This window comes from Stutzerimonas stutzeri RCH2 (assembly GCF_000327065.1).
In the GTDB taxonomy this organism is placed as follows: domain Bacteria; phylum Pseudomonadota; class Gammaproteobacteria; order Pseudomonadales; family Pseudomonadaceae; genus Stutzerimonas; species Stutzerimonas stutzeri_AE.
On sequence record NC_019936.1, the window covers coordinates 1,857,548 to 1,884,231 of the forward strand.

The 26,684-nt window shown below is 60.9% G+C and carries 33 protein-coding genes and 2 tRNA genes; 25 read left to right on the top strand and 10 right to left on the bottom strand.

The features are described from left to right. Nucleotides 1-6: 6 nt before the first annotated feature. From ccmA to PSEST_RS08635, 15 genes are all read left to right on the top strand, one after another. Entirely contained in the window at nucleotides 7-642 is a 636-nt protein-coding gene (ccmA, locus tag PSEST_RS08570; RefSeq protein ID WP_015276602.1) for a cytochrome c biogenesis heme-transporting ATPase CcmA, read from the top strand. Next, the gene (gene ccmB / locus PSEST_RS08575) at nucleotides 639-1,310 is read left to right on the top strand and encodes a heme exporter protein CcmB (RefSeq protein ID WP_015276603.1); all 672 of its coding nucleotides are present in this window, start codon (nucleotides 639-641) and stop codon (nucleotides 1,308-1,310) included. Before ccmA ends, ccmB begins: the two co-directional genes overlap by 4 nt. Nucleotides 1,311-1,402: 92 nt before the next feature. Next, complete coding sequence (locus PSEST_RS08580) at nucleotides 1,403-2,158, top strand: heme ABC transporter permease (protein WP_015276604.1); 756 nt, start codon at nucleotides 1,403-1,405, stop codon at nucleotides 2,156-2,158. After that, the gene (gene ccmD, locus PSEST_RS08585; protein ID WP_015276605.1) at nucleotides 2,155-2,331 is read left to right on the top strand and encodes a heme exporter protein CcmD; all 177 of its coding nucleotides are present in this window, start codon (nucleotides 2,155-2,157) and stop codon (nucleotides 2,329-2,331) included. Before PSEST_RS08580 ends, ccmD begins: the two co-directional genes overlap by 4 nt. Beyond that, the gene (gene ccmE, locus PSEST_RS08590) at nucleotides 2,328-2,795 is read left to right on the top strand and encodes a cytochrome c maturation protein CcmE (RefSeq protein WP_015276606.1); all 468 of its coding nucleotides are present in this window, start codon (nucleotides 2,328-2,330) and stop codon (nucleotides 2,793-2,795) included. Before ccmD ends, ccmE begins: the two co-directional genes overlap by 4 nt. Further along, a complete protein-coding gene (locus PSEST_RS08595) occupies nucleotides 2,792-4,765 on the top strand; it encodes a heme lyase CcmF/NrfE family subunit (RefSeq protein WP_015276607.1) in 1,974 nt (657 codons plus the stop codon). The genes ccmE and PSEST_RS08595 overlap by 4 nt, the downstream gene beginning before the upstream one ends. A gap of 1 nt (nucleotide 4,766) precedes the next feature. Beyond that, nucleotides 4,767-5,297 (top strand): DsbE family thiol:disulfide interchange protein, encoded by a 531-nt coding sequence (locus PSEST_RS08600; protein WP_015276608.1) that lies wholly within the window; start codon nucleotides 4,767-4,769, stop codon nucleotides 5,295-5,297. Then, nucleotides 5,294-5,767: a cytochrome c-type biogenesis protein gene (locus PSEST_RS08605; RefSeq protein ID WP_015276609.1), complete on the top strand. Its 474-nt coding sequence runs from the start codon at nucleotides 5,294-5,296 to the stop codon at nucleotides 5,765-5,767. The genes PSEST_RS08600 and PSEST_RS08605 overlap by 4 nt, the downstream gene beginning before the upstream one ends. Continuing rightward, a complete protein-coding gene (ccmI, locus tag PSEST_RS08610) occupies nucleotides 5,764-6,972 on the top strand; it encodes a c-type cytochrome biogenesis protein CcmI (protein ID WP_015276610.1) in 1,209 nt (402 codons plus the stop codon). Before PSEST_RS08605 ends, ccmI begins: the two co-directional genes overlap by 4 nt. Nucleotides 6,973-6,990: 18 nt before the next feature. Then, the gene (locus tag PSEST_RS22370) at nucleotides 6,991-7,431 is read left to right on the top strand and encodes a hypothetical protein (RefSeq protein WP_015276611.1); all 441 of its coding nucleotides are present in this window, start codon (nucleotides 6,991-6,993) and stop codon (nucleotides 7,429-7,431) included. A gap of 143 nt (nucleotides 7,432-7,574) precedes the next feature. Further along, nucleotides 7,575-7,871, top strand: coding sequence for a hypothetical protein (locus PSEST_RS08615; RefSeq protein ID WP_015276612.1), 297 nt, complete (start codon nucleotides 7,575-7,577; stop codon nucleotides 7,869-7,871). A 404-nt stretch (nucleotides 7,872-8,275) separates the two neighbouring features. Next, the gene (locus PSEST_RS08620) at nucleotides 8,276-9,745 is read left to right on the top strand and encodes a sigma-54 dependent transcriptional regulator (protein WP_015276613.1); all 1,470 of its coding nucleotides are present in this window, start codon (nucleotides 8,276-8,278) and stop codon (nucleotides 9,743-9,745) included. Between the two features lie 154 nt (nucleotides 9,746-9,899). Further along, entirely contained in the window at nucleotides 9,900-11,093 is a 1,194-nt protein-coding gene (locus PSEST_RS08625; RefSeq protein WP_015276614.1) for a sensor histidine kinase, read from the top strand. Continuing rightward, the gene (locus PSEST_RS08630; RefSeq protein WP_015276615.1) at nucleotides 11,093-12,490 is read left to right on the top strand and encodes a sigma-54-dependent transcriptional regulator; all 1,398 of its coding nucleotides are present in this window, start codon (nucleotides 11,093-11,095) and stop codon (nucleotides 12,488-12,490) included. The genes PSEST_RS08625 and PSEST_RS08630 overlap by 1 nt, the downstream gene beginning before the upstream one ends. A gap of 57 nt (nucleotides 12,491-12,547) precedes the next feature. Continuing rightward, complete coding sequence (locus tag PSEST_RS08635; RefSeq protein ID WP_015276616.1) at nucleotides 12,548-13,207, top strand: thiopurine S-methyltransferase; 660 nt, start codon at nucleotides 12,548-12,550, stop codon at nucleotides 13,205-13,207. Nucleotides 13,208-13,223: 16 nt separating this feature from the next. Here the strand turns inward: PSEST_RS08635 and PSEST_RS08640 are convergent, their stop codons facing one another. The 4 genes from PSEST_RS08640 to PSEST_RS08655 form a co-directional block, all read right to left on the bottom strand. Beyond that, entirely contained in the window at nucleotides 13,224-13,874 is a 651-nt protein-coding gene (locus PSEST_RS08640; RefSeq protein WP_015276617.1) for a DUF2959 domain-containing protein, read from the bottom strand. Between the two features lie 82 nt (nucleotides 13,875-13,956). Next, a complete protein-coding gene (htpX, locus tag PSEST_RS08645; protein WP_015276618.1) occupies nucleotides 13,957-14,829 on the bottom strand; it encodes a protease HtpX in 873 nt (290 codons plus the stop codon). Between the two features lie 88 nt (nucleotides 14,830-14,917). Beyond that, nucleotides 14,918-15,388, bottom strand: a complete 471-nt coding sequence (locus PSEST_RS08650; protein ID WP_015276619.1) for a hypothetical protein — start codon at nucleotides 15,386-15,388, stop codon at nucleotides 14,918-14,920. Nucleotides 15,389-15,392: 4 nt separating this feature from the next. Beyond that, entirely contained in the window at nucleotides 15,393-16,604 is a 1,212-nt protein-coding gene (locus PSEST_RS08655) for a pyridoxal phosphate-dependent aminotransferase (protein ID WP_015276620.1), read from the bottom strand. A gap of 190 nt (nucleotides 16,605-16,794) precedes the next feature. Between PSEST_RS08655 and msrB the strand changes: the two genes are divergently transcribed. The 3 genes from msrB to PSEST_RS08670 all read left to right on the top strand — a co-directional run bounded on the left by msrB (nucleotide 16,795) and on the right by PSEST_RS08670 (nucleotide 18,680). Continuing rightward, nucleotides 16,795-17,193 carry a peptide-methionine (R)-S-oxide reductase MsrB gene (gene msrB / locus PSEST_RS08660; RefSeq protein ID WP_015276621.1) on the top strand — a complete coding sequence of 133 codons (399 nt, stop codon included), beginning with the start codon at nucleotides 16,795-16,797 and terminating at the stop codon, nucleotides 17,191-17,193. Nucleotides 17,194-17,221: 28 nt separating this feature from the next. Further along, nucleotides 17,222-17,704: a glutathione peroxidase gene (locus tag PSEST_RS08665; RefSeq protein ID WP_015276622.1), complete on the top strand. Its 483-nt coding sequence runs from the start codon at nucleotides 17,222-17,224 to the stop codon at nucleotides 17,702-17,704. Nucleotides 17,705-17,789: 85 nt separating this feature from the next. Then, complete coding sequence (locus PSEST_RS08670; protein WP_015276623.1) at nucleotides 17,790-18,680, top strand: ATP-binding protein; 891 nt, start codon at nucleotides 17,790-17,792, stop codon at nucleotides 18,678-18,680. A 52-nt stretch (nucleotides 18,681-18,732) separates the two neighbouring features. Here the strand turns inward: PSEST_RS08670 and PSEST_RS08675 are convergent, their stop codons facing one another. Both PSEST_RS08675 and PSEST_RS08680 read right to left on the bottom strand, forming a co-directional pair. Next, a complete protein-coding gene (locus PSEST_RS08675; RefSeq protein ID WP_015276624.1) occupies nucleotides 18,733-19,410 on the bottom strand; it encodes a glutathione S-transferase family protein in 678 nt (225 codons plus the stop codon). A gap of 57 nt (nucleotides 19,411-19,467) precedes the next feature. After that, nucleotides 19,468-20,223, bottom strand: coding sequence for a hypothetical protein (locus PSEST_RS08680; RefSeq protein ID WP_041756567.1), 756 nt, complete (start codon nucleotides 20,221-20,223; stop codon nucleotides 19,468-19,470). Nucleotides 20,224-20,448: 225 nt separating this feature from the next. Between PSEST_RS08680 and PSEST_RS08685 the strand changes: the two genes are divergently transcribed. From PSEST_RS08685 to PSEST_RS08695, 3 genes are all read left to right on the top strand, one after another. Beyond that, nucleotides 20,449-20,524: transfer RNA gene (locus PSEST_RS08685), tRNA-Glu, on the top strand. 17 nt (nucleotides 20,525-20,541) lie between these two features. After that, nucleotides 20,542-20,617: transfer RNA gene (locus PSEST_RS08690), tRNA-Gly, on the top strand. A gap of 27 nt (nucleotides 20,618-20,644) precedes the next feature. Next, the gene (locus tag PSEST_RS08695) at nucleotides 20,645-20,824 is read left to right on the top strand and encodes a hypothetical protein (protein WP_015276626.1); all 180 of its coding nucleotides are present in this window, start codon (nucleotides 20,645-20,647) and stop codon (nucleotides 20,822-20,824) included. Nucleotides 20,825-20,826: 2 nt separating this feature from the next. Here PSEST_RS08695 and PSEST_RS08700 read toward each other — a convergent pair whose 3' ends face one another. Continuing rightward, the gene (locus tag PSEST_RS08700) at nucleotides 20,827-21,117 is read right to left on the bottom strand and encodes a metal-sensing transcriptional repressor (protein WP_015276627.1); all 291 of its coding nucleotides are present in this window, start codon (nucleotides 21,115-21,117) and stop codon (nucleotides 20,827-20,829) included. Between the two features lie 182 nt (nucleotides 21,118-21,299). Here PSEST_RS08700 and PSEST_RS08705 point away from each other — a divergent pair, with 182 nt between their 5' ends. The 4 genes from PSEST_RS08705 to PSEST_RS08720 are packed head-to-tail and all read left to right on the top strand — an operon-like array spanning nucleotide 21,300 to nucleotide 22,681. After that, the gene (locus tag PSEST_RS08705; RefSeq protein ID WP_015276628.1) at nucleotides 21,300-21,617 is read left to right on the top strand and encodes an ArsR/SmtB family transcription factor; all 318 of its coding nucleotides are present in this window, start codon (nucleotides 21,300-21,302) and stop codon (nucleotides 21,615-21,617) included. Further along, nucleotides 21,614-22,048 (top strand): YeeE/YedE family protein, encoded by a 435-nt coding sequence (locus PSEST_RS08710; RefSeq protein WP_015276629.1) that lies wholly within the window; start codon nucleotides 21,614-21,616, stop codon nucleotides 22,046-22,048. Before PSEST_RS08705 ends, PSEST_RS08710 begins: the two co-directional genes overlap by 4 nt. Before the next feature lie 2 nt (nucleotides 22,049-22,050). Then, nucleotides 22,051-22,470, top strand: a complete 420-nt coding sequence (locus tag PSEST_RS08715) for a YeeE/YedE family protein (RefSeq protein WP_015276630.1) — start codon at nucleotides 22,051-22,053, stop codon at nucleotides 22,468-22,470. A 13-nt stretch (nucleotides 22,471-22,483) separates the two neighbouring features. Further along, on the top strand, nucleotides 22,484-22,681 hold the full coding sequence (locus tag PSEST_RS08720) for a YgaP family membrane protein (RefSeq protein WP_015276631.1): 198 nt from the start codon (nucleotides 22,484-22,486) through the stop codon (nucleotides 22,679-22,681). A gap of 82 nt (nucleotides 22,682-22,763) precedes the next feature. Here PSEST_RS08720 and PSEST_RS08725 read toward each other — a convergent pair whose 3' ends face one another. Genes PSEST_RS08725 through PSEST_RS08735 form a run of 3 tightly spaced genes read right to left on the bottom strand, consistent with a single transcriptional unit; the run spans nucleotide 22,764 to nucleotide 26,664 of the window. Then, nucleotides 22,764-23,144 (bottom strand): rhodanese-like domain-containing protein, encoded by a 381-nt coding sequence (locus tag PSEST_RS08725; protein ID WP_015276632.1) that lies wholly within the window; start codon nucleotides 23,142-23,144, stop codon nucleotides 22,764-22,766. Beyond that, complete coding sequence (locus PSEST_RS08730; RefSeq protein ID WP_015276633.1) at nucleotides 23,141-24,919, bottom strand: SulP family inorganic anion transporter; 1,779 nt, start codon at nucleotides 24,917-24,919, stop codon at nucleotides 23,141-23,143. The genes PSEST_RS08725 and PSEST_RS08730 overlap by 4 nt, the downstream gene beginning before the upstream one ends. Beyond that, nucleotides 24,916-26,664: a bifunctional protein tyrosine phosphatase family protein/NAD(P)/FAD-dependent oxidoreductase gene (locus PSEST_RS08735; RefSeq protein WP_015276634.1), complete on the bottom strand. Its 1,749-nt coding sequence runs from the start codon at nucleotides 26,662-26,664 to the stop codon at nucleotides 24,916-24,918. Before PSEST_RS08735 ends, PSEST_RS08730 begins: the two co-directional genes overlap by 4 nt. Nucleotides 26,665-26,684: the final 20 nt, after the last annotated feature.

Here is a 26,684-nt window from a genome sequence, read left to right on the forward strand (position 1 = left end):
GCTAGCGTGTCAACTCCCTTCCTCGAAGCTGTAGCGCTCGCTTGTGAGCGGGATTGGCGGCTGCTTTTCGACAAACTCGACCTGCGGCTCGAGAGCGGAGAGATGCTGCAGATTTCAGGGCCCAACGGCAGTGGCAAGACCAGTTTGCTGCGTTTGCTTTGCGGACTGATGCAGCCGACTGCTGGCGAAGTATTGCTCAATGGCCAGTCACTCAATGCCCAGCGTGGCGAGCTGGCGCGCAACCTGTTGTGGATCGGCCACGCCGCCGGAATCAAGGGCTTGCTGACGGCCGAAGAGAATCTCACCTGGCTTTGCGCATTGCACCAGCCGACCAACCGTGAAGCCATCTGGCACGCTCTTGCCGAAGTAGGACTGCGTGGTTTCGAGGACGTGCCCTGCCACACCCTTTCTGCTGGCCAGCAACGTCGCGTAGGCCTGGCGCGTCTTTATCTCTCACCGCCCCCGCTGTGGATTCTCGACGAACCTTTTACAGCCCTCGACAAACACGGTGTAGCGCAGCTTGAGAGGCACCTGGCTGCGCATTGCGAACAGGGTGGGTTGGTCGTGCTCACCACGCACCACAGCCTGACGGAAAAGCCTGCCGGTTATCGTGAACTGGACCTGGGGCAGCGTGCCGCATGAGTAGCGTATTCACATTGCTGCTGGCGCGGGAAACGCGCCTGTTGTTCCGCCGTCCGGCTGAGCTGGCCAACCCGCTGGTGTTCTTCGCCATCGTCATCGCTTTGTTTCCATTGGCGGTAGGGCCGGAAACGCAGCTGCTGCAAACCATTTCGCCTGGCCTGGTATGGGTCGCTGCGTTGCTGGCAGTGCTGCTCTCGCTCGATGGACTGTTTCGCAGCGATTTCGAGGATGGGTCGCTCGAGCAGTGGGTCGTTTCGCCGCACCCCCTCGCGCTCCTGGTGCTCGCCAAGGTGCTGGCACACTGGGCTTTTTCCGGTTTGGCGCTGGTTCTGCTGGCGCCGCTTTTGGGCTTGATGTTGGGGCTGCCGCTTGGGACCATTCCGGTGCTGCTGATCTCGCTGCTGCTTGGTACGCCGATTCTGAGCCTGCTCGGTGCGGTTGGCGCAGCACTGACAGTAGGGCTCAAGCGCGGTGGGCTTCTGCTGGCATTGCTCATCCTGCCTCTCTACATACCGGTATTGATCCTCGGCAGCGGTGCGCTTCAAGCGGCGCTGCAGGGGCTACCGGCAGTCGGGCACTTGCTCTGGTTGGCCAGCCTGACCGCGCTGGCCGTTACTCTTACACCCTTTGCGATAGCTGCCGGGCTGAAGATCAGCGTCGGCGAATAGCGACACACCAGATGGCCGGCGCTTGCGCCTGGTCGATGTAACGAATCTCGAGGCCCTGTCAGTCAGGGGCTCGCTGGACGATGAGTCATCCGATGAACTGGACATGGTTTCACAAGCTGGGCTCACCCAAATGGTTCTATGAAATCAGCGGTCGCTGGCTGCCCTGGCTGGCCTGGGCAGCCGTTCTGCTGGTCAGTGTCGGCGTGATCTGGGGGCTGGCGTTTGCGCCCGAGGATTACCAGCAGGGCAACAGTTTCCGGATCATCTATATCCATGTGCCGGCTGCCTTCCTGGCTCAGTCCATCTACGTCATGCTCGCCGTGGCGGGTGTGGTGGGGCTGGTCTGGAAAATGAAGCTCGCCGACGTCGCCTTGCAGCAGGCTGCGCCGATCGGCGCCTGGATGACCTTCATCGCACTGCTTACCGGCGCGGTTTGGGGCAAGCCGACCTGGGGTGCCTGGTGGGTCTGGGATGCGCGCCTGACCTCGATGCTCATTCTGCTGTTCCTGTACTTCGGCATCATTGCGCTCGGCCAGGCCATCAGTAATCGTGACAGCGCGGCCAAGGCTTGCGCGGTGTTGGCCATCGTTGGGGTGGTGAACATCCCGATCATCAAATATTCGGTGGAGTGGTGGAACACCTTGCACCAGCCAGCCACCTTCAAGGTCACCGAGAAACCAGCCATGCCCGTGGAAATGTGGCTGCCACTGCTGGTGATGGTGATCGGTTTCTACTGCTTCTTTACCGTGGTGCTGCTGATGCGCATGCGTCTGGAAGTGCTGCGCCGTGAATCGCGTGCCAGCTGGGTGAAGAATGAGGTCAAGGCTCTGGTAGGAAACAACTCGTGAACTTTTCGTCCTTCGCCGATTTCATCGCCATGGGCAATCATGGCGTGTACGTCTGGACCTCTTACGGCATCAGCCTGGCTGTCCTGATTCTCAACGTCGTACTGCCTGTACTGGCCCGTCGGCGTTACCTGCAAGATGAGGCGCGTCGTTTGCGCCGGGAGGAGTCGAAGTGAATCCGGTGCGCAAGAAGCGTCTTTTCATCGTCCTGGCGATTGTCGCTGGTGTCGGTATCGCCGTGGCGCTGGCGTTGTCCGCCCTGCAGCAGAACATCAACCTGTTCTACACGCCGACCCAGATCGCAGCGGGTGAAGCGCCAGAGGGCACCCGAATCCGTGCGGGGGGGCTGGTCGAGGAAGGATCGGTCAAGCGCACCAACGATTCGCTGAGCGTCGCCTTCCGTGTCACCGACGGCGCCCAGGCGATCACCATCACCTACCAGGGGATCCTCCCGGACCTGTTCCGTGAAGGGCAGGGCATCGTCGCGCTGGGTCGGGTCAATGCCGACGGCGTGCTGGTGGCCGACGAGGTACTAGCCAAGCATGACGAAAACTACATGCCGCCCGAAGTGACTCAGGCGCTGGAGAAGAGCGGCATGATGAAACACTACGAGGGTGGCAAGCAGGAGTATGCGAAATGATTCCTGAGCTCGGCCATCTGGCGATGATTCTGGCGTTGTGCCTGGCGGTGGTGCAGGCCACGCTCCCCCTGATCGGTGCCTGGCGCGGCGACCGACAGTGGATGGGCCTGGCGCAACCGGCTGCCTGGGGCCAGTTCGCCTTTCTCGGCTTCTCCTTTGCCTGCCTGACCTATGCATTCATGGTCGACGACTTCTCCGTCGCCTATGTCGCGCACAATTCCAACAGTGCCTTGCCCTGGTACTACAAATTCAGCGCCGTCTGGGGTGCGCACGAAGGCTCGCTGTTGCTGTGGGCTTTCATCCTGGCTGGCTGGACCTTCGCTGTGGCGGTGTTCTCCCGTCAGCTTCCGGAGGACATGCTGGCGCGCGTGCTGGGCGTCATGGGGCTTATCAGCATCGGCTTCCTGCTGTTCCTGATCGTCACGTCCAACCCCTTCGAGCGCCTGCTGCCTCAGGTTCCGGTGGACGGTCGCGACCTCAACCCGCTGCTGCAGGATTTCGGCCTTATCGTCCACCCGCCGATGCTCTACATGGGCTATGTGGGCTTCTCTGTCGCCTTCGCGTTTGCAATCGCCGCGCTGCTCGGCGGTCGCCTGGATGCCGCCTGGGCCCGCTGGTCCCGTCCGTGGACGCTCGTTGCGTGGGCGTTCCTGGGGTTGGGTATCGCACTGGGTTCCTGGTGGGCGTATTACGAGCTCGGCTGGGGCGGCTGGTGGTTCTGGGATCCAGTGGAAAACGCGTCCTTCATGCCATGGCTGGTCGGAACCGCGTTGATTCACTCGCTTGCGGTTACCGAGAAGCGTGGCGTGTTCAAGAGCTGGACAGTTTTGCTGGCGATCGCTGCCTTCTCCCTGAGCTTGCTCGGTACCTTCCTGGTTCGTTCGGGCGTACTGACGTCGGTCCATGCATTCGCTACTGACCCCGAGCGCGGCGTCTTCATTCTGGTCTTCCTGCTGATGGTGGTCGGCGGTTCGCTGACGTTGTTTGCGCTGCGCGCGCCGGTGGTCAAGAGTCAGGTCGGCTTCGGCCTCTGGTCTCGTGAAACGCTGTTGCTGGTCAATAACTTGCTGCTCGTCGTGGCCACCGCGATGATTCTGCTCGGCACGCTCTATCCCTTGCTACTGGATGCGTTGTCCGGCGCCAAGCTCTCCGTTGGGCCTCCGTACTTCAACGCCATGTTCGTGCCGCTGATTGGCGCGCTGATGGTCACGCTCGGCGTAGGCATCCTGGTGCGCTGGAAGGACACGCCGCTGAAGTGGTTGCTCGGCATGCTCACGCCGGTGCTGATCACCAGCGTGGTGCTCGGCGGGCTGGGCTCGTTGCTCTTCGGTGACTTCAACTGGGCGGTGCTTGCAGTGTCACTGCTGGCGGCCTGGGTGGTCATCGCCAGCATTCGTGATCTGCTGGACAAGACTCGTCACAAGGGCCTGCTCAAGGGTGTGCGCAGCCTGGCACCGAGCTACTGGGGGATGCACCTGGCGCACCTCGGGTTGGCTGTCTGTGCCATTGGCGTGGTGCTCACCAGCCATCAGAGTGCCGAGCGCGACCTGCGCTTGGCTCCCGGTGAGTCGCTGTCGCTTGGCGGCTACGAGTTCGTCTTCGAAGGCGCCGTGCACCATGAGGGGCCGAACTTCACCTCGGACAAGGCGACCGTTCGCGTGCTCGATGGCGACAAGCAGATCGCGACGCTGCATCCGGAGAAGCGCCTGTACACCGTGCAGCAGATGCCAATGACCGAGGCCGGCATCGATGCGGGATTTACCCGCGATCTCTATGTCGCGCTGGGTGAACCACTGGGCGACGGCGCCTGGGCTGTGCGCGTGCACATCAAGCCCTTCGTGCGCTGGATCTGGCTTGGCGCATTGATGATGGGGCTAGGTGGTGTGCTGGCGGCGAGCGATCGTCGCTATCGAGTCAAGGTGAAGACCCGTGTGCGCGAGGCGCTGGGTATGGCGGCGCAAGGAGCCTGATGTGAAACGATTGCTGATGTTGCTGCCGCTGGTGATTTTTCTGGTGGTAGCCGTGTTCCTTTATCGCGGCCTGTTTCTCGATCCGTCAGAACTGCCTTCGGCGTTGATCGGCAAGCCGCTACCGGCCTTTTCGCTTCCGTCGGTGGAAGACGAGCAGCGCGTGATCACCGCTGCTGATCTCAAAGGCAAGCCGGCATTGGTCAACGTCTGGGCAACCTGGTGTGTCGCCTGCAAGGTCGAGCACCCGGTGCTGAACCGCCTCGCGGCCCAGGGCGTGGTGATTCACGGGGTCAATTACAAGGACGACAACGCTGCGGCACTCAAATGGTTGAACGAATTCCATGACCCCTATCAGCTGAACATCCGTGACGAGCGCGGCAGTCTCGGCCTGGATCTGGGCGTTTACGGTGCACCCGAAACGTTCCTGATCGACAAGCAGGGCATCATTCGTCACAAGTTCGTAGGTGTGATCGATGATCGCGTCTGGCGCGAACAGCTGGCAGCGCTTTATCAGGAACTGGTGGACGAATGAAGCGACTTATCCACGGTATGTTGCTTGGCCTTTTTCTGGCCACGACTGCCCAGGCAGCAATCGATACCTATGAGTTCAGGGATGAGGCTGAGCGCGAGCGTTATCGGACATTGACCGAAGAGCTGCGCTGCCCCAAGTGCCAGAATCAGAATATCGCTGATTCCAATGCGCCAATCGCCATGGACTTGCGTCAGGAAATCTTCCGCATGCTGGAAGAGGGTCAGAACAATGACCAGATCATCAATTATCTGGTGGACCGTTATGGCGACTTCGTGCGCTACAACCCGCCTGTGAATGCCAAGACGCTCCTGCTTTGGTACGGGCCGGCTGGCTTGCTGGTGCTGGGCTTCGGTGTGCTGACCATGATCTTGGTGCGCCGTCGTCGGGTCGAGAAGGCCCCAGCGTCGAATACCCTTTCCGAGACCGAGCGCGAGCGTCTCGCCCAGCTTCTGGATAAAAAAGACTCATGACCGATTTCTGGATCGCCGCCGGCGCCTTGCTGCTGGTGGCATTGGCTTTCCTGCTTATTCCGATTCTCCATGGCCGTCGAGCCCAGTCCGAGGAGGACCGTACAGCGCTGAACGTAGCGCTGTACGAGGAACGTCTGGCTGAGCTCGTTGCTCAGCACGGCGCCGGCACTTTGAGTGACGCGCAGCTGGAGGCCGGGCGGGCCGATGCTGCTCGCGAGCTCCTTGAGGATACCGAGGGCAGCGAAACACCCCGGATCGCCAAGCTGGGCCGCAGCGTACCCCTGATCGCCGCGGTGCTGGTGCCCCTGGTGGGCTACGGGCTCTACATGCACTGGGGCGCCAATGACAAGGTGCAGATGGCTCGCCAGTTTTCGGAGCAACCGCGCACAGTCGAAGAAATGACGGCTCACCTGGAGCAGGCGGTTCAGGAACAGCCAGACTCGGCCGAGGCCTGGTATTTCCTCGGGCGGACCTATATGAATCAGGAGCGTCCGGGCGATGCGGCCAAGGCTTTTTCACGTGTCGTGGAAATCGCCGGGCGCCAGCCTGAGCTGCTTGGCCAATGGGCGCAGGCCCTGTACTTCGCTCGTGACCGTCAGTGGTCCGAAGAACTGCAAGCGCTCACTGACGAAGCGCTACAGAGTGATCCGCAAGAATTGACGAGCCTTGGCCTGCTCGGCATCGCTGCGTACGAGGAGTCGCGTTATCAGGATGCGGTACGTTTCTGGGAGCAGCTGGTAGCGGCACTGCCTGAAGAGGACCCTTCGCGGGAAGCTATCCGCGGCGGCATCGAGCGTGCACGGCAGCAGATCGATGGCGATTCCCCGGTCGAGCAAGCACAGTCAGCTGCCAATGCAGGCACCACGCTGGAAATTCAGGTGGCATTGGACCCCAAGGTTGTGGAGTCTGTGTCGCCGCAAGACACCGTGTTCGTCTTCGCGCGGGCGGTTTCGGGGCCTCCGGTTCCGCTGGCAGCCAAGCGGCTTACGGTTGCGGATCTACCAGCAACCATCACCTTGGGTGACGCCGATGCCATGGTCCCTTCGATGAAGATCTCCAGTGTCGAGCAGGTCATGGTGATGGCGCGGATATCACGTTCCGGCGATGCAACAAAAGGGGAGTGGATGGGTCAAAGCGAAGCCGTCGCGACCGGCGGCGACCAGAGCGCCGTGCGTCTGGTGATCGATCGCGCCGAGGCTCGCTGATTCACTCGTGAGGTAAAGATGGCAACGTTAACGTCAGTACGCCCGTTAGTACCTGTGCGGCTAGGTCTGCGTGCCACGCTGCTTGGACTGACGTTGTTGCTCGGTGCCTGCGCGGGGAGCCCCTATGATTCCACGCCGCAGGCGCCAATGCCTGCCCCTGTCCCCCGCGCGCCAGAGCCGAGCGGTCCGGTAATCGCACCCCCGCCCATCAAGGCACCGTCGGTACCGCGAGCGCCTAGTACCCAGAAGAGCCATCCGCGTTACGCACCTCCGCCGCATGTACCAGCGCACTGGGACAAAAGCTTGGGGGTCTACGTCGTGGAGGGTCGCGATCTCTTCTATCGCGAGCGACTGTACTACCGCTGGGACGGAGACTGGTTCTGTGCAGGGCGCCCGGACGGTCCCTGGGAACCGGTCGCGCCACCCAGCGTTCCGCCAGGCCTGCGTAACCGTTTCTGAGCGGGCAGCGTCGGTCGAGACTTTTACGCTCCTTGCTAAAGGCGAATCGTTGTTTGCCGATAAAGGGTCAGCAGCGTTGCTTTGCAACGTCCCAGCTGATTCGGCAGACGCCGTCGCATCGGGTCTAGGCCCAGGAGTCGATCATGATTGCTTCCCTCAAGCGCCTCGAAGAAACCGGCACTGCGCTGCGCGATGCGCTGGCTCAGCAGAACTGGGCAGCGATCGGCTTGCTTGATCGCGAATGTCGGCATGCTGTGGATGAGGCAATGCAAGAGCAAGAGCGTGACAACGATCAGGTGCGCCAGCGCCTGCAGGAACTGTTGGACCTCTACGGCGAACTGGTAATGACTTGTCAGCTCGAGCGGGTCCGCGTCGCTGGCGAGCTGCGCCAGTTGAATCAGCCAAAGCAGATCGCCAGGGTTTACAAATTATTTGGCTAACACATACCTTGCGCTTGCATATCTTCCCGACCCCGCACTTCTACAACTCCCTCTCCGTGTTCGCCGCTCGGCCTGCGTTGAGCGCTGCTTCGTCGTTTTAATCATTACGAAATATGTGGCATTATGTCGCCATTATTTCGACATCGATGTGATGGATCAACGGCTACTGCGCTGCAAATCCGGTTAATTGACGCCATCGTGCGTTGAACTTGCCTAACGAAACCTGAGTCCTCTCACAAGGCGCTGATTTTTCGCTCGTTCTTTGGTCGCTAATTCACGCCATAAATTTGACTCAGTTCATTTTTTCATTAATCTACCTGTCTTCTGCCATGAGCGTGGTCGCCTTCTCTTCTTGGATGCGAGCGCAGGCCTCCTTTAAGCCTCTATAGGGCCCTATAAACAAGATGTGGCGTGAAACCAAGATTTTGTTGATAGATGATGATCGTGACCGTCGGCGGGATCTGACGGTCATCCTGAATTTTCTCAGTGAAGATCATCTGGCCTGCTCTAGTGATGAGTGGCAAGACGCAGTCGCCGGCCTGGAGTCCAGTCGTGTGGTGAACGGCGTCATGCTGGGCAATGTCTCGTCGAGGGGGGGCGCGGCTGAATTGATCAAGCAAATGGGCAAGTGGGACGAGAATGTTCCGCTGCTGTTGATCGGTGAACCTGCGCCAGCCGACTGGCCGGACGATGTCCGGCGCCGCGTGCTTACCAGCCTGGAGATGCCGCCGAGCTACAACAAGCTTCTCGACTCGCTGCACCGCGCACAGATCTATCGCGAGATGTACGACCAGGCCAAGTCCCGCGGTCGGCAACGCGAGCCCAATCTGTTCCGTAGTCTGGTTGGAACCAGCAGGGCTGTTCAGCATGTTCGGCAGATGATGGAGCAGGTTGCTGATACGGAAGCCAGTGTGCTGATTCTTGGGGAGTCTGGTACCGGTAAAGAAGTGGTTGCGCGAAACCTGCACTACCACTCCAAGCGCCGTCAGGGTCCGTTCGTTCCCGTAAACTGCGGAGCGATTCCCGCTGAGTTGCTGGAAAGCGAGTTGTTCGGCCACGAAAAGGGCGCTTTTACCGGCGCCATCACGGCTCGTTCCGGTCGCTTCGAGCTGGCCGAAGGCGGCACGCTGTTCCTCGACGAAATCGGTGACATGCCGCTGCCCATGCAGGTCAAGCTGCTCCGGGTTCTGCAGGAGCGTACCTTCGAGCGCGTCGGCAGCAACCGTACGCAGAATGCCGACGTCCGCATCATTGCTGCGACGCACAAGGATCTGGAGAAGATGATCGAGGAGGGGACCTTTCGCGAGGACCTCTACTACCGCCTGAACGTCTTCCCCATCGAAATGGCGCCGCTGCGCGAGCGCGTCGAAGACATCCCGTTGCTGATGAACGAGTTGATTTCGCGTATGGAGCATGAAAAGCGCGGCTCCATCCGTTTCAATTCTGCTGCGATCATGTCTCTTTGCCGGCACGACTGGCCGGGCAACGTCCGTGAGCTGGCCAACCTGGTCGAGCGTATGGCGATCATGCACCCGTACGGTGTCATTGGTGTCATGGAGCTACCGAAGAAGTTTCGTCATGTTGATGACGATGACGAGCAGTACGCGACCAGCTTGCATGACGAGATGGAGGAGCGCGCCGCCATCAGCGCACCGATGGTGGTGCCCGAGGCGCAGGCCATGCTGCCGGTCGAAGGCCTTGATCTTAAAGAGTACCTTGGCAACCTTGAGCAAGGACTCATTCACCAGGCGTTGGAAGATGCGGGCGGCGTGGTTGCTCGTGCTGCCGAGCGTCTGCGTATCCGTCGCACGACACTTGTGGAGAAGATGCGCAAGTACGGCATGAACCGCCGCGACGACGATATGGGCGAATAAGCGGCATTGCCGGACGAAGGCCACCTGAGCGGTGGCCTTTTTCGTTTCCAACCCTAAACATTGGTCCTAGCTGCCTCCGCAGGGGCCGCTGCGTGGGCATGAAGATTGCTCGGTGCATGCAACCGACCATCTTTTGACAGGCACAAGTGGACCCGTGAAATTCCTCGCAAGGCCTCTGGCAGACCCGTTACGTCCGGTAGATACGTGCGCGTTGACCGGTTCACTTGAGCTTTTTCGCCAATTATCCGGGCAGCTCGGGGCGTCGGAGGACTTCTTACGCGCGCATGTCGGTGAACTACAAGAACGCCTGGCCGAGGCGGGAGCGCTGCGCCGGCAGGAGCTGGAGGAAAAGGAGCGGCTTGCCCACAGGCTGCAGAACGTGCTCGACCTGCTGCCTGGCGGCGTAATCGTGATCGATGGGCACGGCGTCGTGCGCGACGCTAACCCGGTCGGCCTCGAGCTTCTTGGCGAACCTCTTGTAGGTGCGCCCTGGCGCGACGTCATCGGTCGCTGCTTCGCGCCGCGCAAGGACGACGGGCATGAGGTTTCGCTACGCAACGGCCGTCGGCTATCTATCGCTACTCGCTCGCTCAGCGGGGAGCCTGGTCAGCTGGTTCTGCTCACCGACCTTACCGAAACGCGGCGCCTGCAGGACCAGTTGGCGCGCCACGAGCGATTGTCATCACTGGGGCGCATGGTTGCTTCGCTTGCCCATCAGATTCGTACGCCCTTATCTACTGCCTTGCTATATGCCAGCCATCTCGAGCAGGGTGGTTTGAGCGAGGAACAACAGCGCCGTTTCGCCGGCAACCTGAAGGCCCGCCTGCACGAGCTGGAGCATCAGGTTCGCGACATGCTGGTCTTTGCTCGAGGTGACCTGCCGTTGAATGACCGGCTGAGTCCAGGGGAGTTGCTGTGTTCCCTGAGGTCGGCGGCTGAGTCGCAGCTGCAGGGTGTCGCGGTGCGCTGGCAATGCGACGTGCGCGGCGGGGAGATTCTTTGCAATCGCGATACCTTGATCGGTGCCTTGCTCAACCTGGTCGAGAACGCCCTGCAGGCCTGTGAAGGGGAGCGACGCCTTAAGATCCATCTGTATCGCCGTGAGGAAACCTTGCGTATTTGCATAAGCGACAACGGCAAAGGTGTCGACGCCGATATCCTGGCCCGCTTGGGCGAGCCGTTTTTCACTACCCGCGCTGCGGGGACCGGGCTAGGGCTTGCGGTGGCAAAGGCCGTTGCCAGAGCGCATCACGGAGAGTTGCAGCTGCGCTCGCGCTGTGGTCGCGGGACCTGTGCTTCGGTGGCCCTGCCGCTGATCCCTGTCTCTTCCTTCCCCGGGAGGTCCTGATGGCTGCCAAGATACTTCTCGTGGAAGACGACCGCGCCCTGCGCGAAGCCTTGGGTATAACGCTGGAGCTCGGTGGCTACGCTTACCGTGCCGTTGACAGTGCCGAAGCGGCGTTGAGCGCTCTGCAGCAGGACATGTTCAGTCTGGTTGTCAGTGACGTGAACATGCCAGGGATGGATGGACACGAGCTGCTTGCCTTGATCCGCAAGCGCTACCCGCAGATCCCGGTTCTGCTGATGACTGCCTTTGGTGCCGTGGCGCGCGCGGTGGATGCAATGCGCGAAGGGGCCATCGACTATCTCGTCAAGCCGTTCGAGCCGAACACGCTGCTGGAGCTATTGCGTAGGCACATCAATGGCGCCCTCGACGCTGCCGACGCAGAAGGCCCGGTGGCCTGTGACGCATCTAGCCAGCAGCTGCTGGGCCTTGCCCGGCGCGTAGCGCAAAGCGATTCGACGGTGCTGATTTTTGGCGAGTCAGGCACGGGCAAGGAAGTACTGGCTCGCTACATCCATCAGCAATCTCCGCGAAGTAAAAGGCCATTTATCGCCATCAACTGCGCGGCGATCCCGGACAACATGCTCGAGGCGACGCTGTTCGGGCACGAGAAGGGCGCGTTTACCGGAGCGATTGCCAGTCAACCGGGCAAATTCGAGCAGGCCGATGGCGGCACCTTGCTGCTCGATGAAATCTCCGAAATGCCGCTAGGGTTGCAGGCGAAGTTGTTGCGTGTGCTGCAGGAGCGTGAAGTCGAACGCGTGGGCGGACGCCGACCTATTACGCTGGATATTCGCGTACTCGCCACCACCAACCGTGACCTCGTCGGCGAGGTAGCAGCAGGCCGCTTCCGTGAGGACTTGTACTATCGCCTATCGGTGTTCCCCTTGTCGTGGTCTCCGCTACGCCAGCGCCCCGCTGACATTCTGCCGCTGGCCGAACGCTTGCTGGCCAGCCGCGCCAGAAAGATGCGGCAGGGTTCAGCGCAGCTTTCCGCGGCGGCACAGCGCTGCCTGCTCGGGCATCCCTGGCCGGGAAATGTGCGTGAGCTGGACAATGCCATTCAGCGCGCGCTCATTTTGCAGCAGGGCGGGCTGATCCAGCCCGAGGATCTGTGCCTCTCGGGTGTGAGTAACGTTGCCAGCCTGCCGACTCCTGTTGCCGTCGCGCAGACGCCCTCCGATCTGATCACCGAAGGGCCGCGCGAGTCCTGCTCCGCGCTGGGCGATGACCTGCGGCGGCGCGAGTTTCAGTTGATCATCGATACCCTGCGTGCGGAACGCGGGCGACGCAAGGAAACAGCTGATCGTCTGGGCATCAGCGCGCGCACACTGCGCTACAAGCTTGCACAGATGCGCGACGCCGGGATGGACGTCGAGGCAGCGCTCTATACCAGCTGACGTGCGCTGTGGCATAGCTCTGATAAGCTGCCGACATCACAGGATGGAGGTTCACAGGTGCACGAAGGCTTCTGGCAGGAGCGTTGGGCTCGCAACGAGATCGGTTTTCATCTTGACGATGTACACCCCGGTCTTCGTCGTCACTGGCCGCGAATGGCGGTTCCGGCAGGTGCCACGGTGCTGGTGCCGCTATGTGGCAAGAGTCTGGATCTGGCCTGGCTCGCCGGGCAGGGATATCGGGTGCTGGGCGTCGAGCTGAGTCAGAAGGCTGTCGAAGCATTTTTCTCCGAACAGCAGCTTGAAGCCGAGGTTTCTCAGGAAGGGGCGTACCGAGTCTATCGCGCTGGCGCGCTGGAAATCCGTTGTGGCGATTTCTTCGCGCTCAGTGCAGAGGATGTGGCTGCATGCCAAGGGGTCTACGACCGTGCAGCGCTGATAGCCCTGCCACCCGCAATGCGTGAGCGCTACGCGACCCTGCTGACGGCCATCCTGCCGGCTGGCTGTCAGCAATTGCTGGTCACGCTGGACTACGAACAGACGGAAATGGACGGCCCGCCGTTTGCTGTCAGCCCGAGCGAAGTGCGCGAGCTGTATGCCGCGGGATGGGATGTCGAGTTGTTGGAGGCAAAGGAGGTGCTGGAGCGCAATCCACGTATGCGTGAGCGCGGCCTGCAGCGGCTTGAAGAGCAGTTCCACAGATTGCAACGGCGGGGCTAGCCGCCGTTGCCCAGGATCAAGATCGGTTGTCCGCCTGTAGACGGCGAATGAAGGTATCGGCTTCGTCGATGGCGCGCTGCATTTCCGCCATCAGCTGGTCGACGTTGCCTTGCAGCGTCCGGTATTCGCCGTGCAAGGCGCTGATAGCGCGGGCGTTGAGGTTGTGCTTGAGGAACAGCACCTGGTCCCTGAGCACGCTGAGCACCGGCTCGATGCGCTTTTCCGCGGCCTTCATGCGCTGAAGCAAGGTGCGGTACTCGGCGCGGGTGCCGCTGAGTTCTTTAGCGCTGGCGGCCTTGAGGCTGGCATTGCTGTATTGCTTGAGCTCGTTTTCCCATTCCTTGAATAGCGCGTCGGCTACGTCCTCCACCGCCTCGATGCGAGTTCGAACATCGCGGGCGCTCGCTACGCTGGCTTCGTACTCGCGATTGAGCGCTTCGTAGCGTTTCTCCAGATCACCGCCCTTGACCTCGACAACGCTGCGATAGCGCTCAAGGGCGTCCTTGAATTGCTGCTTGGCTTCCTGTTGCGAGTCGCGGGCATCCTCCACTCGGGTCACGAGAATGTCGCGCTTGTGAATGCCAGCCTTCTCCATGGCGGAGTAGTAGGCGCTCTGGCAGCCTGATAATGCGAGCAGAGCGCAGCAGGCAATTATGAAACGGCGCATGGCGATTCCTTGTATGCGGGTTGAGTCAGCATAGACAAACGAAAAGGGCGACTTACGTCGCCCTTTTTCTATTCGTAGAAACTCAGCCGCGCTGGCGCAGGGCTTCGATGCGGTCTTCCAGCGAAGGATGGGTCATGAACAGGCCGGCCATGCCATGCTTCAGCGAGCCGTTGATGCCGAACGCCTTGAGCGTATCGGGCATGTGCACTGGCAGGCCTTGTTCGGCGCGCAGGCGCTGCAGGGCACCGATCATGGCGCTGGTGCCGGCCAACTGGGCGCCGGCCTCGTCGGCGCGGTACTCACGTTTGCGCGAGAACCACATGACGATGATGCTGGCGAGGATGCCCAGGACCAGTTCGGCGAAGATCGTCGCGACGAAGTAGCCGATACCATGGCCGTCCTCGTTCTTGAGAATGGCCTTGTCGACGAAGTTGCCGAAGATTCGCGCGAAGAACATGACGAAGGTGTTCACCACGCCCTGGATCAGCGCCAGGGTAACCATATCGCCATTGGCCACGTGGCCGATCTCGTGGGCCAGCACCGCACGCACTTCATCCGGGGAGAAGCGCTCGAGTAGGCCCTGGCTGACGGCTACCAGTGCGTCGTTGCGGTTCCAGCCAGTTGCGAAGGCGTTGGCCTCGTAGGCGGGGAAGATGCCGACCTCGGGCATCTTGATGCCGGCTTCACGCGACAGTTGCTCCACGGTCTGCAGCAGCCACTGCTCATGCCGGGTGCGCGGCTGACTGATGATCTCCGTGCGGGTGCTCATCTTTGCCATCCATTTGGAGATGAACAGCGAAATCAACGAACCCGCGAAGCCGAACACTGCGCAGAACACCAGCAAGCTGCCATAGTTCTGGCCGGTGTAGCGATCGACCCCGAGTAGCTTCAGGGTGATGCTGGCTATGACCAGTACCGCAAAGTTGGTGGCCAGGAACAAGAAAATGCGCATCATGTTGCGGCAGACTCCAGGGTAGGAATTGAAGAACGATAGGCTATATAAGGTGCGCCCCTGAGCTATTCAACCGAGCGACTATTTCAAGCTATGTCGCCTGAGCGGCGAGACTGGAGTGCGGAGGTGAGTCTGGCTTGTTTTCGAACAGTAGCCGGGCCAGCTGGGCAATGCGCTCGCCATGTCCGCCCTTCAGCGCATCGCGCAGCTGATGGGCAAGGCTGGCCTGGGTGCGCAGCACGCTAGGTGGCAGGTTGTGGTCACCTGCGATGTGTCCCGGCACGGCGCGCGTCAGGCGAACGAAGCCTTTTTCGGTGAGCACTGCCTGATCCAAGGCCTGAAACTGAATGGTACTGTCGAAGCGTATATAACCTTCATCGGCCAGCCAGAGCAGCGCGCCGAGACAGCTCTGGTGGCGCTTGGTGGGAAGGCCGAACTCGTCGGGCTCTTCCCGGCCAATCAGATCCTCGACATACAGCGCAATCTTGCGCGGGAAGGCCTGGTAGAGCATTAGCAGGCCGGCTGCTGCATCCTTGTAGAAATCGTCGATCTGCAGGTCCATCGGGTTACTGCTGATAGGTCTTGAGGAAGTTGCCGATGCGGCCGATGGCCTGTTCCAGATCGTCCACGCGGGGCAAGGTGACCACGCGGAAATGATCCGGCCACGGCCAGTTGAACGCGGTGCCCTGAACGATCAGCAGCTTCTCGGAAAGCAGCAGGTCGAGGACGAACTTCTCATCGTTGTGGATCGGGCAGATCTTCGGGTCGATCCGAGGAAATGCGTAAAGCGCGCCCATTGGTTTGACGCAGCTGATGCCCGGAATGTCGTTGAGCAGTTCCCAGGTGCGATTACGCTGCTCGAGCAGGCGACCCGGTGGCAGTACCAGATCGTTGATGCTCTGATATCCACCCAGTGCGGTCTGGATCGCGTGCTGCGCCGGTACGTTGGCGCACAGGCGCATGTTGGCGAGGATATCCAGGCCTTCGATGTAGCTCTGCGCTTTGTGCTTCGGCCCGGAAATCGCTACCCAGCCCGAACGGAAGCCTGCGACGCGATAGGACTTCGACAGCCCGTTGAAGGTCAGGCAGAGCACGTCCGGGGCGAGAGAGGCGGTGGAAATGTGCACCGCGTCGTCGTAGAGGATCTTGTCGTAGATCTCGTCAGAAAACAGCACCAGCTTGTGCTGGCGCGCCAGCTCCACCATGCCTTCGAGCACTTCTTTCGGGTAAACCGCACCGGTCGGGTTGTTCGGATTGATCAGCACCAGGGCTTTGGTGTTCGGCGTGATCTTGGCCTTGATGTCGGCCAGGTCAGGCCACCAGTTGGCCTGCTCGTCGCAGAGGTAATGCACCGGCTTGCCGCCGGCCAGACTGACCGCAGCGGTCCACAATGGGTAGTCCGGCGCAGGAATCAGCACCTCGTCGCCGTTGTTCAGCAGGGCCTGCATGGACATCACGATCAGCTCGGACACGCCGTTGCCAAGATAGATGTCTTCGATGCTGACGCCTTCCACCTGCTTCTGCTGGTAGTACTGCATGATTGCCTTGCGGGCGCTGAACAGACCTTTCGAGTCGCTGTAGCCCTGGGCGGTCGGCAGATTGCGGATCACGTCCTGGAGGATTTCCTCCGGTGCTTCGAAACCGAACGGCGCCGGGTTGCCGATGTTCAGCTTGAGGATGCGATGGCCTTCCTCTTCCAGGCGTTTGGCGTGCTTGAGCACGGGCCCACGGATGTCGTAACAGACATTGGCGAGCTTGTTCGATTTGCTGACCTGCATGATCCTGAGTGTCCCGAAGTGAAAACGTGCCAGTTCCGGAAATGGCTGGTCACGTTTGGCATGAACCCGGGCGCCTTGGCAGTCGGAAACCCCGCTGCCAGACTAGGCGTCGAAGAGGGACGCATGATACGTGCGCCCTGACCACCGGAAAAGGTACAGATCGGCCTTTTTTGAGCTGAGGAGTGTATCGATGGAAAAGTTGGAAAAACCGCTCGACGTCTGGCGCGAGGAGCTCTCCGACGAACAGTTCCAGATCTGTCGGCTGGGCGCCACCGAGCGCCCCTTCACCGGCAAGTACAACGACGCCAAGACGCCAGGAATCTACCATTGCGCGTGCTGCGACGAGCCGCTGTTCGATGCGGATGCAAAGTTCGATTCCGGCTGTGGCTGGCCCAGCTATTTTCAGCCGGTCAGCGCTACGGCAATTGCCAGTCTGGATGATTTCAGCCACGGCATGCACCGGATCGAGGTGAGATGCGCGCGCTGCGATGCTCATCTTGGTCATGTGTTTCCGGATGGCCCCAAGCCAACCGGATTGCGCTACTGCATCAATTCTGCCTCCCTCAATCTGAAGCCGCGCGAGGCCTGAGTGCCTTGTCGGTCGCCTGGAGCCGCGCATGCACGATCCATTGCTGGACATTCCCTGCGTCACTATCGAGGGAGAAACGAAGACGCTGGCTGACTTCGGTGCCAAGGCGCTGCTGATAGTGAACACCGCCAGTCAGTGCGGCTTTACTCCGCAGTACAAGGGGCTTGAGGAACTGTGGCAGCGTTACGGTGAGCGCGGGCTGGTGGTGCTCGGCTTCCCTTGCAATCAGTTCGGGCGGCAGGAACCGGACGGTGAGCAAGAGATTGCGGCGTTCTGCGAGCGACGCTTCGGGGTCTCCTTTCCGCTGTTCGGCAAGGTTGAAGTCAACGGTAGCGATGCCCATCCCCTGTTCATCGAACTGAAGAAACGTGCGCCTGGCTTGCTGGGAAGCAAGGCGATCAAGTGGAATTTCACCAAGTTTCTCGTCACCGATCAGGGAAAGACGGTCAGGCGCTATGCCTCGAGGACCACTCCGCAGGCGCTCGCGGAGGAGATCGAAGCGTTGCTCTGATGCCGCGATGAAAGCGAGTCGTTCTGCCTGTTCGGCATACTGTTCGGCCCGGTCATGCCGGGCCTTTTCGTTTCTGGAGTAAGCAATGGATGTCGAGTTGAAAGCCTTCCTGCTGCGCGCCGAAGATCTGTTGGCGCGCATAGAGCCGCTGCTGCCGTCCCGGCCGCCCAGCATTGATTGGGAGCGCACGCTGGCCGCACGTTGGCAGCGCGACGCACGCAGCGGCTACCTGGCGCCACTGCAGGTCAGTCTGGACATGCAGCTGGAAGACCTGATCGGTATTGATCGGCAACGCGATCTGCTCGCGGCGAACACCCGTCAGTTCGTCGACGGGCTGCCCGCCAACCATGTGCTGCTCTGGGGGGCGCGTGGCACCGGAAAGTCCTCACTGATTCGCGCCCTGTTGGCCGAGTATGCCGCGAGCGGACTGCGCCTGATCGAAATCGAGCGTGATCATCTGGCGGATCTGCCGCGAGTGGTGGAACAGCTAGCTGGGCTGCAACAGGCATTCGTGCTGTTCTGTGACGATTTGTCGTTTGAGGCGGGCGAGGGTGACTATCGAGTGCTCAAGAGCGTGCTCGACGGATCGCTGGAGCGCGCGCCAGAAAACGTTCTGCTGTATGCCACTTCCAATCGGCGGCACCTGGTTCCCGAGCGCCAGAGCGACAACGAGAACTGGCAGATGGTCGATGGTGAGCTGCACCCGAACGAGGCGGTGGAAGACAAGATTGCCTTGTCCGATCGCTTCGGGCTTTGGCTTTCGTTCTATCCGTTCACGCAGCAGCACTATCTCAGCGTGGTGCGCCACTGGATCGATTCGCTGGCAGGTAACGCAAAGTTGCAGTGGAGCTGGGATGAAGCGCTGGAGAAGGATGCGATCCGCTGGGCCAGCGGGCGGGGCAATCGTAACGGCCGTTGTGCCTACCAGTACGCGCGTCAATGGGTAGGCAAACGTTTGCTGCAAGGGCAGGGTTGATGTCTCCGGCCCGCTACCCTGAAGCAGCGGGCCGAGTTGTGCTGCTGGACTGTCAGGCTGTGACGGGCTTGCCCATTTCCTTCAGCTTGGCATTCATGCGCTGCTCGTCCGGCAGCAGGCTGGCGACCGAAGGTAGCTCCAGCATGCGTGCGTGGTGGGCGGCCAGGTTGGGCCAGCGTTGCGCGTCGAGCTGTTCACCACCATGGGCCATGTTGATCAGCTGGCAGGTGATCGCGATGTCAGCCATTGAAAGACTGTCGCCAACGAAGAACTGCTGCTGGTTGAGTTGCTTCTCCAAATAGTCGAAGTGTGGCGGGAGCTTTTCCTGCATGGCGGCCTTAACGGCTTCTTCGTTACACGGATGGCCGGAGGTCGGCTTGAGAATGCGATTACGAAAAACGGTAAAAGTGGTCAGTGGGGCCAGTTCGTAGTCTGCGTATTTTTCCAGCCAGCGTACGCGCCCGCGCTCTTGTGCATTCTTACCGTAAAGGGCTGCCGTTTCGGGATAGGTTTCCTCCAGGTACTGACAGATGACGCTCGAGTCAGCGAGGGTGCAGTCACCATCTTTTAGCGCAGGGATACGGCCGAGGGGATTGATTTCCAGATACCACTGCGGTGGTGTAAACGGCATAACCGTTTCGAGCCGGTATTCGAGCCCTTTTTCGAGCAGGCAAAGGCGCACTTTACGCACGAATGGCGAGAGGGGGACGCCAAACACGGTCATTGACATATTGTTCTCCGTGGCGGGTTGTTGCTGGTTCAATCTCGTCGACAGGTCTTCGACCCATCAGTACACGTTTTTCTTCTTCCAGAGATCTTCGTCATCGAAAGCTTTCATGCCTTCCGCCAGCTCGCTTGGCTCTTCCGCTTTCGGCCGCTCATGATTCAGTACCAACGCGTTGGAATGTTCCAATAGCGCTTCCAGCTGCTTGAGCTGCGCCTGGTAAGCAGCAGGTGCGGGTTGCCGGCGGATATGCTGGATGCCTCGCTCGAAGGCAAGGCGCGCGCGCTGGGGTTGGTTTTGTTGCAGCGCGAGTCGGCCCAATCCGGTGAAGTATTCGATATGCAGTATCGCCAGCATGCGCTGGATGTCCTGCACCCAATGCTTGGCCTCGGTCTGCTTTAGCAGCCCGTCCTTGGCGGCACGAACGATCTGCGCATGGAGATCTTCGAGCATGAAGCGGCTTTCCTTGGCCTGAGCCTCGGTCAGTATCTGGCGTGGTGGATTGCTTACCTGGATGGCTTCGCCTTTTGCCGCCTCGCTGCGGAGCGTCTGGATGCGCGCGCTCAGTTTGTCATTGCTTTTGTCCAGCGGCTGGAGGCGCTCGCTGCACGCCAGCTCGAGACGTGTGAGCAGCAGTTTGAGCGCGGGCGTCATCATCTGGCCCGGTAGGCCGTCGGAGAGGTCGGCGCAGCGTTGGCAGCGATCAGTGAGATCTGCACGCTTGCGCGCTTTTTCCAGATTGCTCTTTTCGACGATCTGAATGGTGTAGACGATGCTGACCAGGAGAAACACACCGGCCAGTATCAATCCTGTGATCATAAGTGGAGACACTAACCGCACCTCTCGAGCCGCTGGTTTTTGGCCTGAGTGTAGTGGCTCGGCGGTGTGGCTGATAGGTCTGCTTGCTGTTTGGTTGGCGCGCAAAAAAAATTTCAAACTATGCTTGACGACGTTCAGGGCGCTCCATAGAATGCGCGCCACTTGCAGCGTGAAGCACTAAGCAGAGCGCTGGAAGCCGGAATGAAGCTGAAGTTTCCGGGCAGCGTCCCCTTCGTCTAGTGGCCTAGGACACCGCCCTTTCACGGCGGTAACAGGGGTTCGAGTCCCCTAGGGGACGCCATTTTTGTTGTAAATGACGCGGGAATAGCTCAGTTGGTAGAGCACGACCTTGCCAAGGTCGGGGTCGCGAGTTCGAGTCTCGTTTCCCGCTCCAAATTCTCTTCAAGCCTTCTAGGAGGCAATGAAGATCGAGAAAGCGACCTTAGGGTCGCTTTTTTCGTTTCTGCTGATGCGTATCAGAAGTGCCACCGGTGAGCGTTGGCGGAATTCCGTTGCGCCGGCCATCGGCAGGGCCTTGGCCAAAGCCGCCCAGCGCATGATTCTTTCAGGGTCTGCTGTATCGTTCGGCCTGAGCCACTGACTTCAGGTGTATTTGGTGAAAATGCTGCGCACTCTGTCCAGCGTCTCACCGGTATCCTGCGCCTGGTCATGCAAAGCCTCCTCGATCAGGCAGGTCAGCATCAATCGATATGCCTTGTCCAGTGCGCTACGAGCAGCCGAGAACTGCTGGGCGATCGCTTCGCAGTCTTCCCCGCGCTTGATCATTGCCTGGATACCGCGCACCTGCCCCTCGACCCTTGCGAGCCGTTTCAGCATGGCCTGCTGTTGATGCTGCAGGTCTGCAGGTTCGCTGGGCGTGGTCTGGTCATTCATGCGGCTACCTCTACATCGCAGGAGGGGAGGTGACGATGCTCCAGGATCGGAGTGTCGGCCTCGTATACGGGTAGGGGCATGCTATCGATGCCGAAGTCCGTGGCCAACTTCTTTCGACGGGCTCTTGCCTAACAATATATAAATAAATATATTGTAATTGTCTTAATCATTTTTCTGCGGCCATGACTCCCGAACTGGATATCGAGCAGCTGCGAGCCAACGCGGCTTCGGCTGGTGCGTTGCTGAAAGCACTGGCAAACCCTGACCGTCTGCTGCTGCTTTGTCAGCTGTCGCAGGGCGAACGGAACGTCACCGAACTGGAGCAGCTCCTCGGCATCCAGCAGCCGACCCTTTCGCAGCAACTTGCAGTGTTGCGGCGTGAGGGGCTTGTCGCTACCCGGCGTGAGGGCAAGCAGATCTACTACCGGATCAGCAGTTCGGAGGCACTCGCAGTGATCACCACCCTGTATCAGCTGTTTTGCGAGAGAGGGCAGCAATGAATATCGATTGGGGCAACTTCACACCCTGGACCGCACTTGCCGGCGGCGTACTGATCGGCGCGGCGGCGAGCCTTTTCGTCCTGCTCAATGGCCGTATCGCTGGCATCAGCGGCCTGCTGGCCAGCCTTCTGGATCGGGGCGCCGAGGGGCGTGGCGAAAAGCTGATATTCCTTCTCGGCGTGCTGCTCGCTCCGTTGCTATGGATGCTGTTTGGTGCCTTGCCGGTCATGGAGTTTCAGTCCGGTTGGATCGGATTGGTGGTTGCAGGGTTGCTGGTTGGTATCGGCACGCGCTATGGCGCCGGCTGCACCAGTGGTCACGGCGTATGTGGGATCTCGCGGCTATCGCCTCGCTCGATCGTCGCGACCTTGATGTTCATGGCGGCGGGCTTCGTGACCGTCTTTGTCCTGCGTCATCTGTTGGGGGGATGAACATGCGCAAACTGGCTTCGTTCGCCGCCGGACTGTTGTTTGGTCTGGGGCTGTTGCTTTCTGGGATGGCCAATCCTGCCAAGGTGATCGGTTTTCTCGATCTCGCAGGTGCGTGGGATCCCTCGCTCGCGCTGGTCATGGCTGGTGCCATCGGCACGGCGCTGGTGCCGTTCACCTGGGCCAGGAAGCGTGATCGCTCATTGCTGGATGCTCCGATGCAGCTGCCCAGCAAGCGTGAGCTCGATGGACGGCTCATCGGCGGCAGCCTGCTGTTCGGGGTGGGCTGGGGAATTGCCGGCATCTGTCCGGGGCCGGCAGTTGCCGTGCTACTGAGCGGTCACTGGCAAGTGATGCTGTTCGTCGCCGCCATGCTTGGCGGGATGCTGTTGTTCTCTGCGCTGGAACGCCGGCGCATTTGCTGACCGGGAGGTCATTATGAAAGCCAACGTTGGAACCATTGATCGGACACTACGTATCGTCGTCGGTCTGGCACTCATCGGCCTGAGTCTGGCGGGGGTAATCGGTGTGTGGGGCTGGATTGGCCTGTTGCCCCTGGCCACCGGCATCTTCCGCTTCTGCCCGGCTTATACGCTGCTTGGCATCAAGACGTGCAAGGCGTGCTCCAAGCCTTGAGTGGCAGAGTATTGAATCAGTAGCGCGCAAACACGAAAGGCCGACAGCGATGTCGGCCTTTTCGCGTGGCCTGGCGAATGTCTCAGTCGAAGCTCGGCAGGTTGGGTTTGATGACCGGTCTGCCCGCTGCGACCCAGGCATCAAAGCCTCCGGCAATGGATTTAACGTTCAGGTAGCCCATTGCCTGTAAGGACGCCGCGGCAAGAGCGGCGCGGCCGCTGGTCTTGCAGTAGAGCACGACGTGCAGGTCGCGGGCGTTCAGTTCCGGCGCGCCGCTGAGCTTGAACTCCAGCACGCCACGCGGGATGTTCAGCGCACCCTCGATATGTCCCTCGCGAAACTCGTCTGGTTCGCGTACATCGATAAGTACGTCGGCTGCCTGGATCGCGGCTTCGGCTTGGCTCGTCGGTATCTCCTGGATACCAGTGCGGGCCTGTTCGACTAGATCATGGGCGCTTTTCATCCTGCGTTCTCCTGCATGCTGGAAAGATGATCACGCTGTCGTTCGACGGCGCGATGGGTGGTCTGCGGGTCCAAAGAGAGCAACGCTTCGTACTGGCTGAGGAACACCTGGCCGCCGAAGTGCTCAAGGAAGTCGCTGCGGCGCAGCCGATCCATCACCGGTCCTTTGACTTCGGAAAGGTGCAGCTGGACGCCGGCAGCGTGAAGACGGGCGGTGATGGCTTCGAGACTTTCCAATGCGCTGGCATCGATCAGGTTTACGCCTGGACACATCAGCACCAGATGCTCGGCTTGCGGGTAGCGACCGACGAGTTCGGCGATGCGATCTTCCAGAAAACGCGCATTGGGAAAATACAGGCTTTCATCCACGCGCACCGAGAGCACCGTCGGGCTCTGCACCACGGCGAAACGTTCGATATTGCGGAAGTGCTCGCTGCCGGGCAGCTGGCCAACCACGGCGACATGAGGCTGGCTGGTGCGCCAGAGAAACAGCAGCAGCGACAGCCCCACGCCGAGGATGATGCCGCTCTCCACCCCGACCAGCAGCACACCGAGCATCGTTGCAGCCATCGCCGCGGCGTCCTGACGGGAATAGCGCCACGTTCGCCGCAGCGCGGCGAGGTCCACCAGGCTGAGCACTGCGACGATGATGGTTGCGGCCAGGACGGCATGGGGCAGGTTATGAAACAGCGGCGTGAAGAACAGTACGGTAAGGCCAATACCTGCGGCGGTCAGGGCGCCGGCCAGAGGTGTCTGGGCGCCAGCGTCGAAGTTGACCACCGAGCGGGCGAAACCGCCGGTTACCGGAAAGCCACCGCTGAGCGCCGCGGCGACATTGGCGCCACCGAGCGCAACCAGCTCCTGATTGGGTTCGATGCGCTCACGGCGTTTGGCTGCCAGGGTCTGGGCTACCGATACCGACTCGACAAAGCCGACCAGGCTGATCAGCACGGCCGCCGGCAGGAGCTGCATGGCCAGCGCCAGATCCAGCGATGGCAGGCCGAGGGATGGCAGGCCGCGGGGCACCTCTCCGACCACTCGTACACCCAGCTCGGCAAGCTGGAACACGCTGACTGCAGCGATGGCTAGAAACAGTGCGGCGACCGGGCCTATTTTGCTCAGGGTGGCGGCCATGCGCGGGGACATCCCCAGGCCGTGCAGCCACTTGGCGAGGTGGCCGCGGACCAGATAGAGAAAAACCAGACTGGTTAGACCAATGGCAAGGGTCGGCAGATGCGTCTGTGGCAAGCCGGCGATCAAACCTGCAGCGAGCTCAAGCGCATTTTCGCCGGCAACGGAAATACCGAGGATGTGCTTCAGCTGTCCGAGGGCGATGAGAATCCCCGACGCGCTGATGAACCCGGAAATCACCGGATGGCTGAGAAAATTCGCCAGAAAGCCCAGCCGCAACACTGCCATGACCACCAGCACGACCCCGGACAGCATCGCCAAGAGCATGGCCGCGCCGACATATTCCGCGCTGCCCGCGGCAAACAATGGGCCCAGTGCCGCGGCGGTCATCAGCGAGACCACTGCCACCGGGCCAACGGCCAAGGTACGGCTGGTGCCGAAGAGGGTATAGGCGATCAGCGGCAACATGCTGGCGTACAGGCCAGTCACTGGAGGCAGGCCCGCGAGCATGGCGTAGGCCAGGCTTTGCGGGATCAGCATCAAGGTCACGATCAGCGCGGCCAGGCTGTCCTTGGCTGCGGCCGCACGATCGTATTGCTTCGCCCATTCCAGGCATGGCAGCAAGCGGGCCAGCCGTTTCATCATGCCTTCTTCTCTTGGGTGAAGTTGCAGGCGTCAGGCGCATCAGCCGGGCGTGGCTCGAAATCAAGGTGCTTCGGCTCTGCCAGCCATTCATGCCCCTTCAGCATCATGTCGAAGTAGATTGATGGCATCCATTGCGTCTTCAGCCGCCAGGCGAGCCGTCTGGGTACCCGCGGATCGAGCGGGAAGGTCGGCAGCAGCTTCCCGCCGTAGCCGAACTCGGCCAGGATCACCTTGCCGCGCTCCACGGTCAGCGGGCAGGAACCATAGCCGTCATAGATTGCTCGCGGGCCCTTGCCGCCAAGCACGCTGAGGACATTTTCCGCCACAACCGGCGCCTGCTTGCGGACCGCGGCGGCAGTCTTGGCGTTAGGCGCAGAGCAGACATCGCCCAGGCTGAAGATGTTGCCGAAGCGCGGATGGCGAAGCGTTTCATGCTCGGCTTCGAACCAGCCATCGGCGTTGCTGAGTGCGCTATGGCGAATGAAGTCCGGCGCGTGCTGTGGCGGGACCACGTGCAACAGATCGAACTCGCGCTCCTCGGTACGGCTGTTGCCATGACTGTCGACGACGTTGAAGCTGGCCTTGCGCGCCGGGCCGTCGATCGCCGTCAGGCGATTGTTGAACTGGAGCTGTGCGCCGTAGCGTTCAACGTAGCTCATCAGCCCGGGCACGAAATCCGCTACGCCAAACAGCACGGCACCCGCGGAACAGAAGTCCACCTGGATGTCTTTCAGCACGCCTTGCCGCAGCCAGTGGTCGCATGACAGATACATGGCTTTCTGCGGCGCTCCGGCACATTTGATTGGCATCGGAGGCTGGGTGAACAGTGCCTTGCCGTGCCGCAGGCTCTGTACCAGTTGCCAGGTGTAGGGTGCCAGCTCGAAGGCGTAATTGGAGGTCACGCCGAATTTACCGAGGCTCTCGCGGGCGCCTTCGATGGCATCCCAGTCGAGGCTGAGGCCCGGGCAGACCACCAGCGCTCGATAACCGATGCGGCTGCCGTCCTCGAGCACGATCTGTTGATGTTCCGGCTCAAAGGCTTCGGCTGCTGCACGGATCCACTGCGCTTTGGCCGGAATGCAGCGGCTCATTGCGCGTTCGGTGTTGGCACGGTCGAACACACCGGCGCCCACCATCGTCCAGCCGGGCTGATAGTAATGTTGATCGCGCGGCTCGATGATCGCGATGCGCAAATCGGGATCACGCTTGAACAGGCTGGCGGTCACGGCGCAGCCGGCGGCGCCACCGCCAATCACCAGTACGTCGTACCGCGGTGTGACCGCTAATTTTCCAGCGGCCTGTAGCGGTTGGTCAGTCGCCGATTGCCAATACTGTTCCAGCCGAGGCAGCAGGCCGCTGAGGTCGTAGTTCGCCTGCTGAGCGGTCTGCAGCAGCACATGCGGATCGAGGTGGTGCGCTTCGGCCAGCGCCCACAGCGAGGCCGAGCGAGTGCCGGTCCGGCAGAACGCCAGGGCAGGGCCTTTGACCCGCTCCAGCAGCGAGCGAAATGCGGCGACATCGGCATCGCTGATCTGCCCGGATACGACAGGCAGGTGGTGGTACTCCAGTCCTGAGGCCTCGGCCGCGACACGCATGATCGCGCTGGCAGGTTGCCCTTCATCCTCGCTGTCAGGACGGTTGTAGATGACACAGCGAAAACCGCTGGCTGCCAGCAGCGCCATATCCGCCGGTTGCAGTTGCGCGGCGACAGAGATGAAAGGGGTCAGTCGTTTTATTGTTTGCATGTCGACGTCCTCCAGTCCTG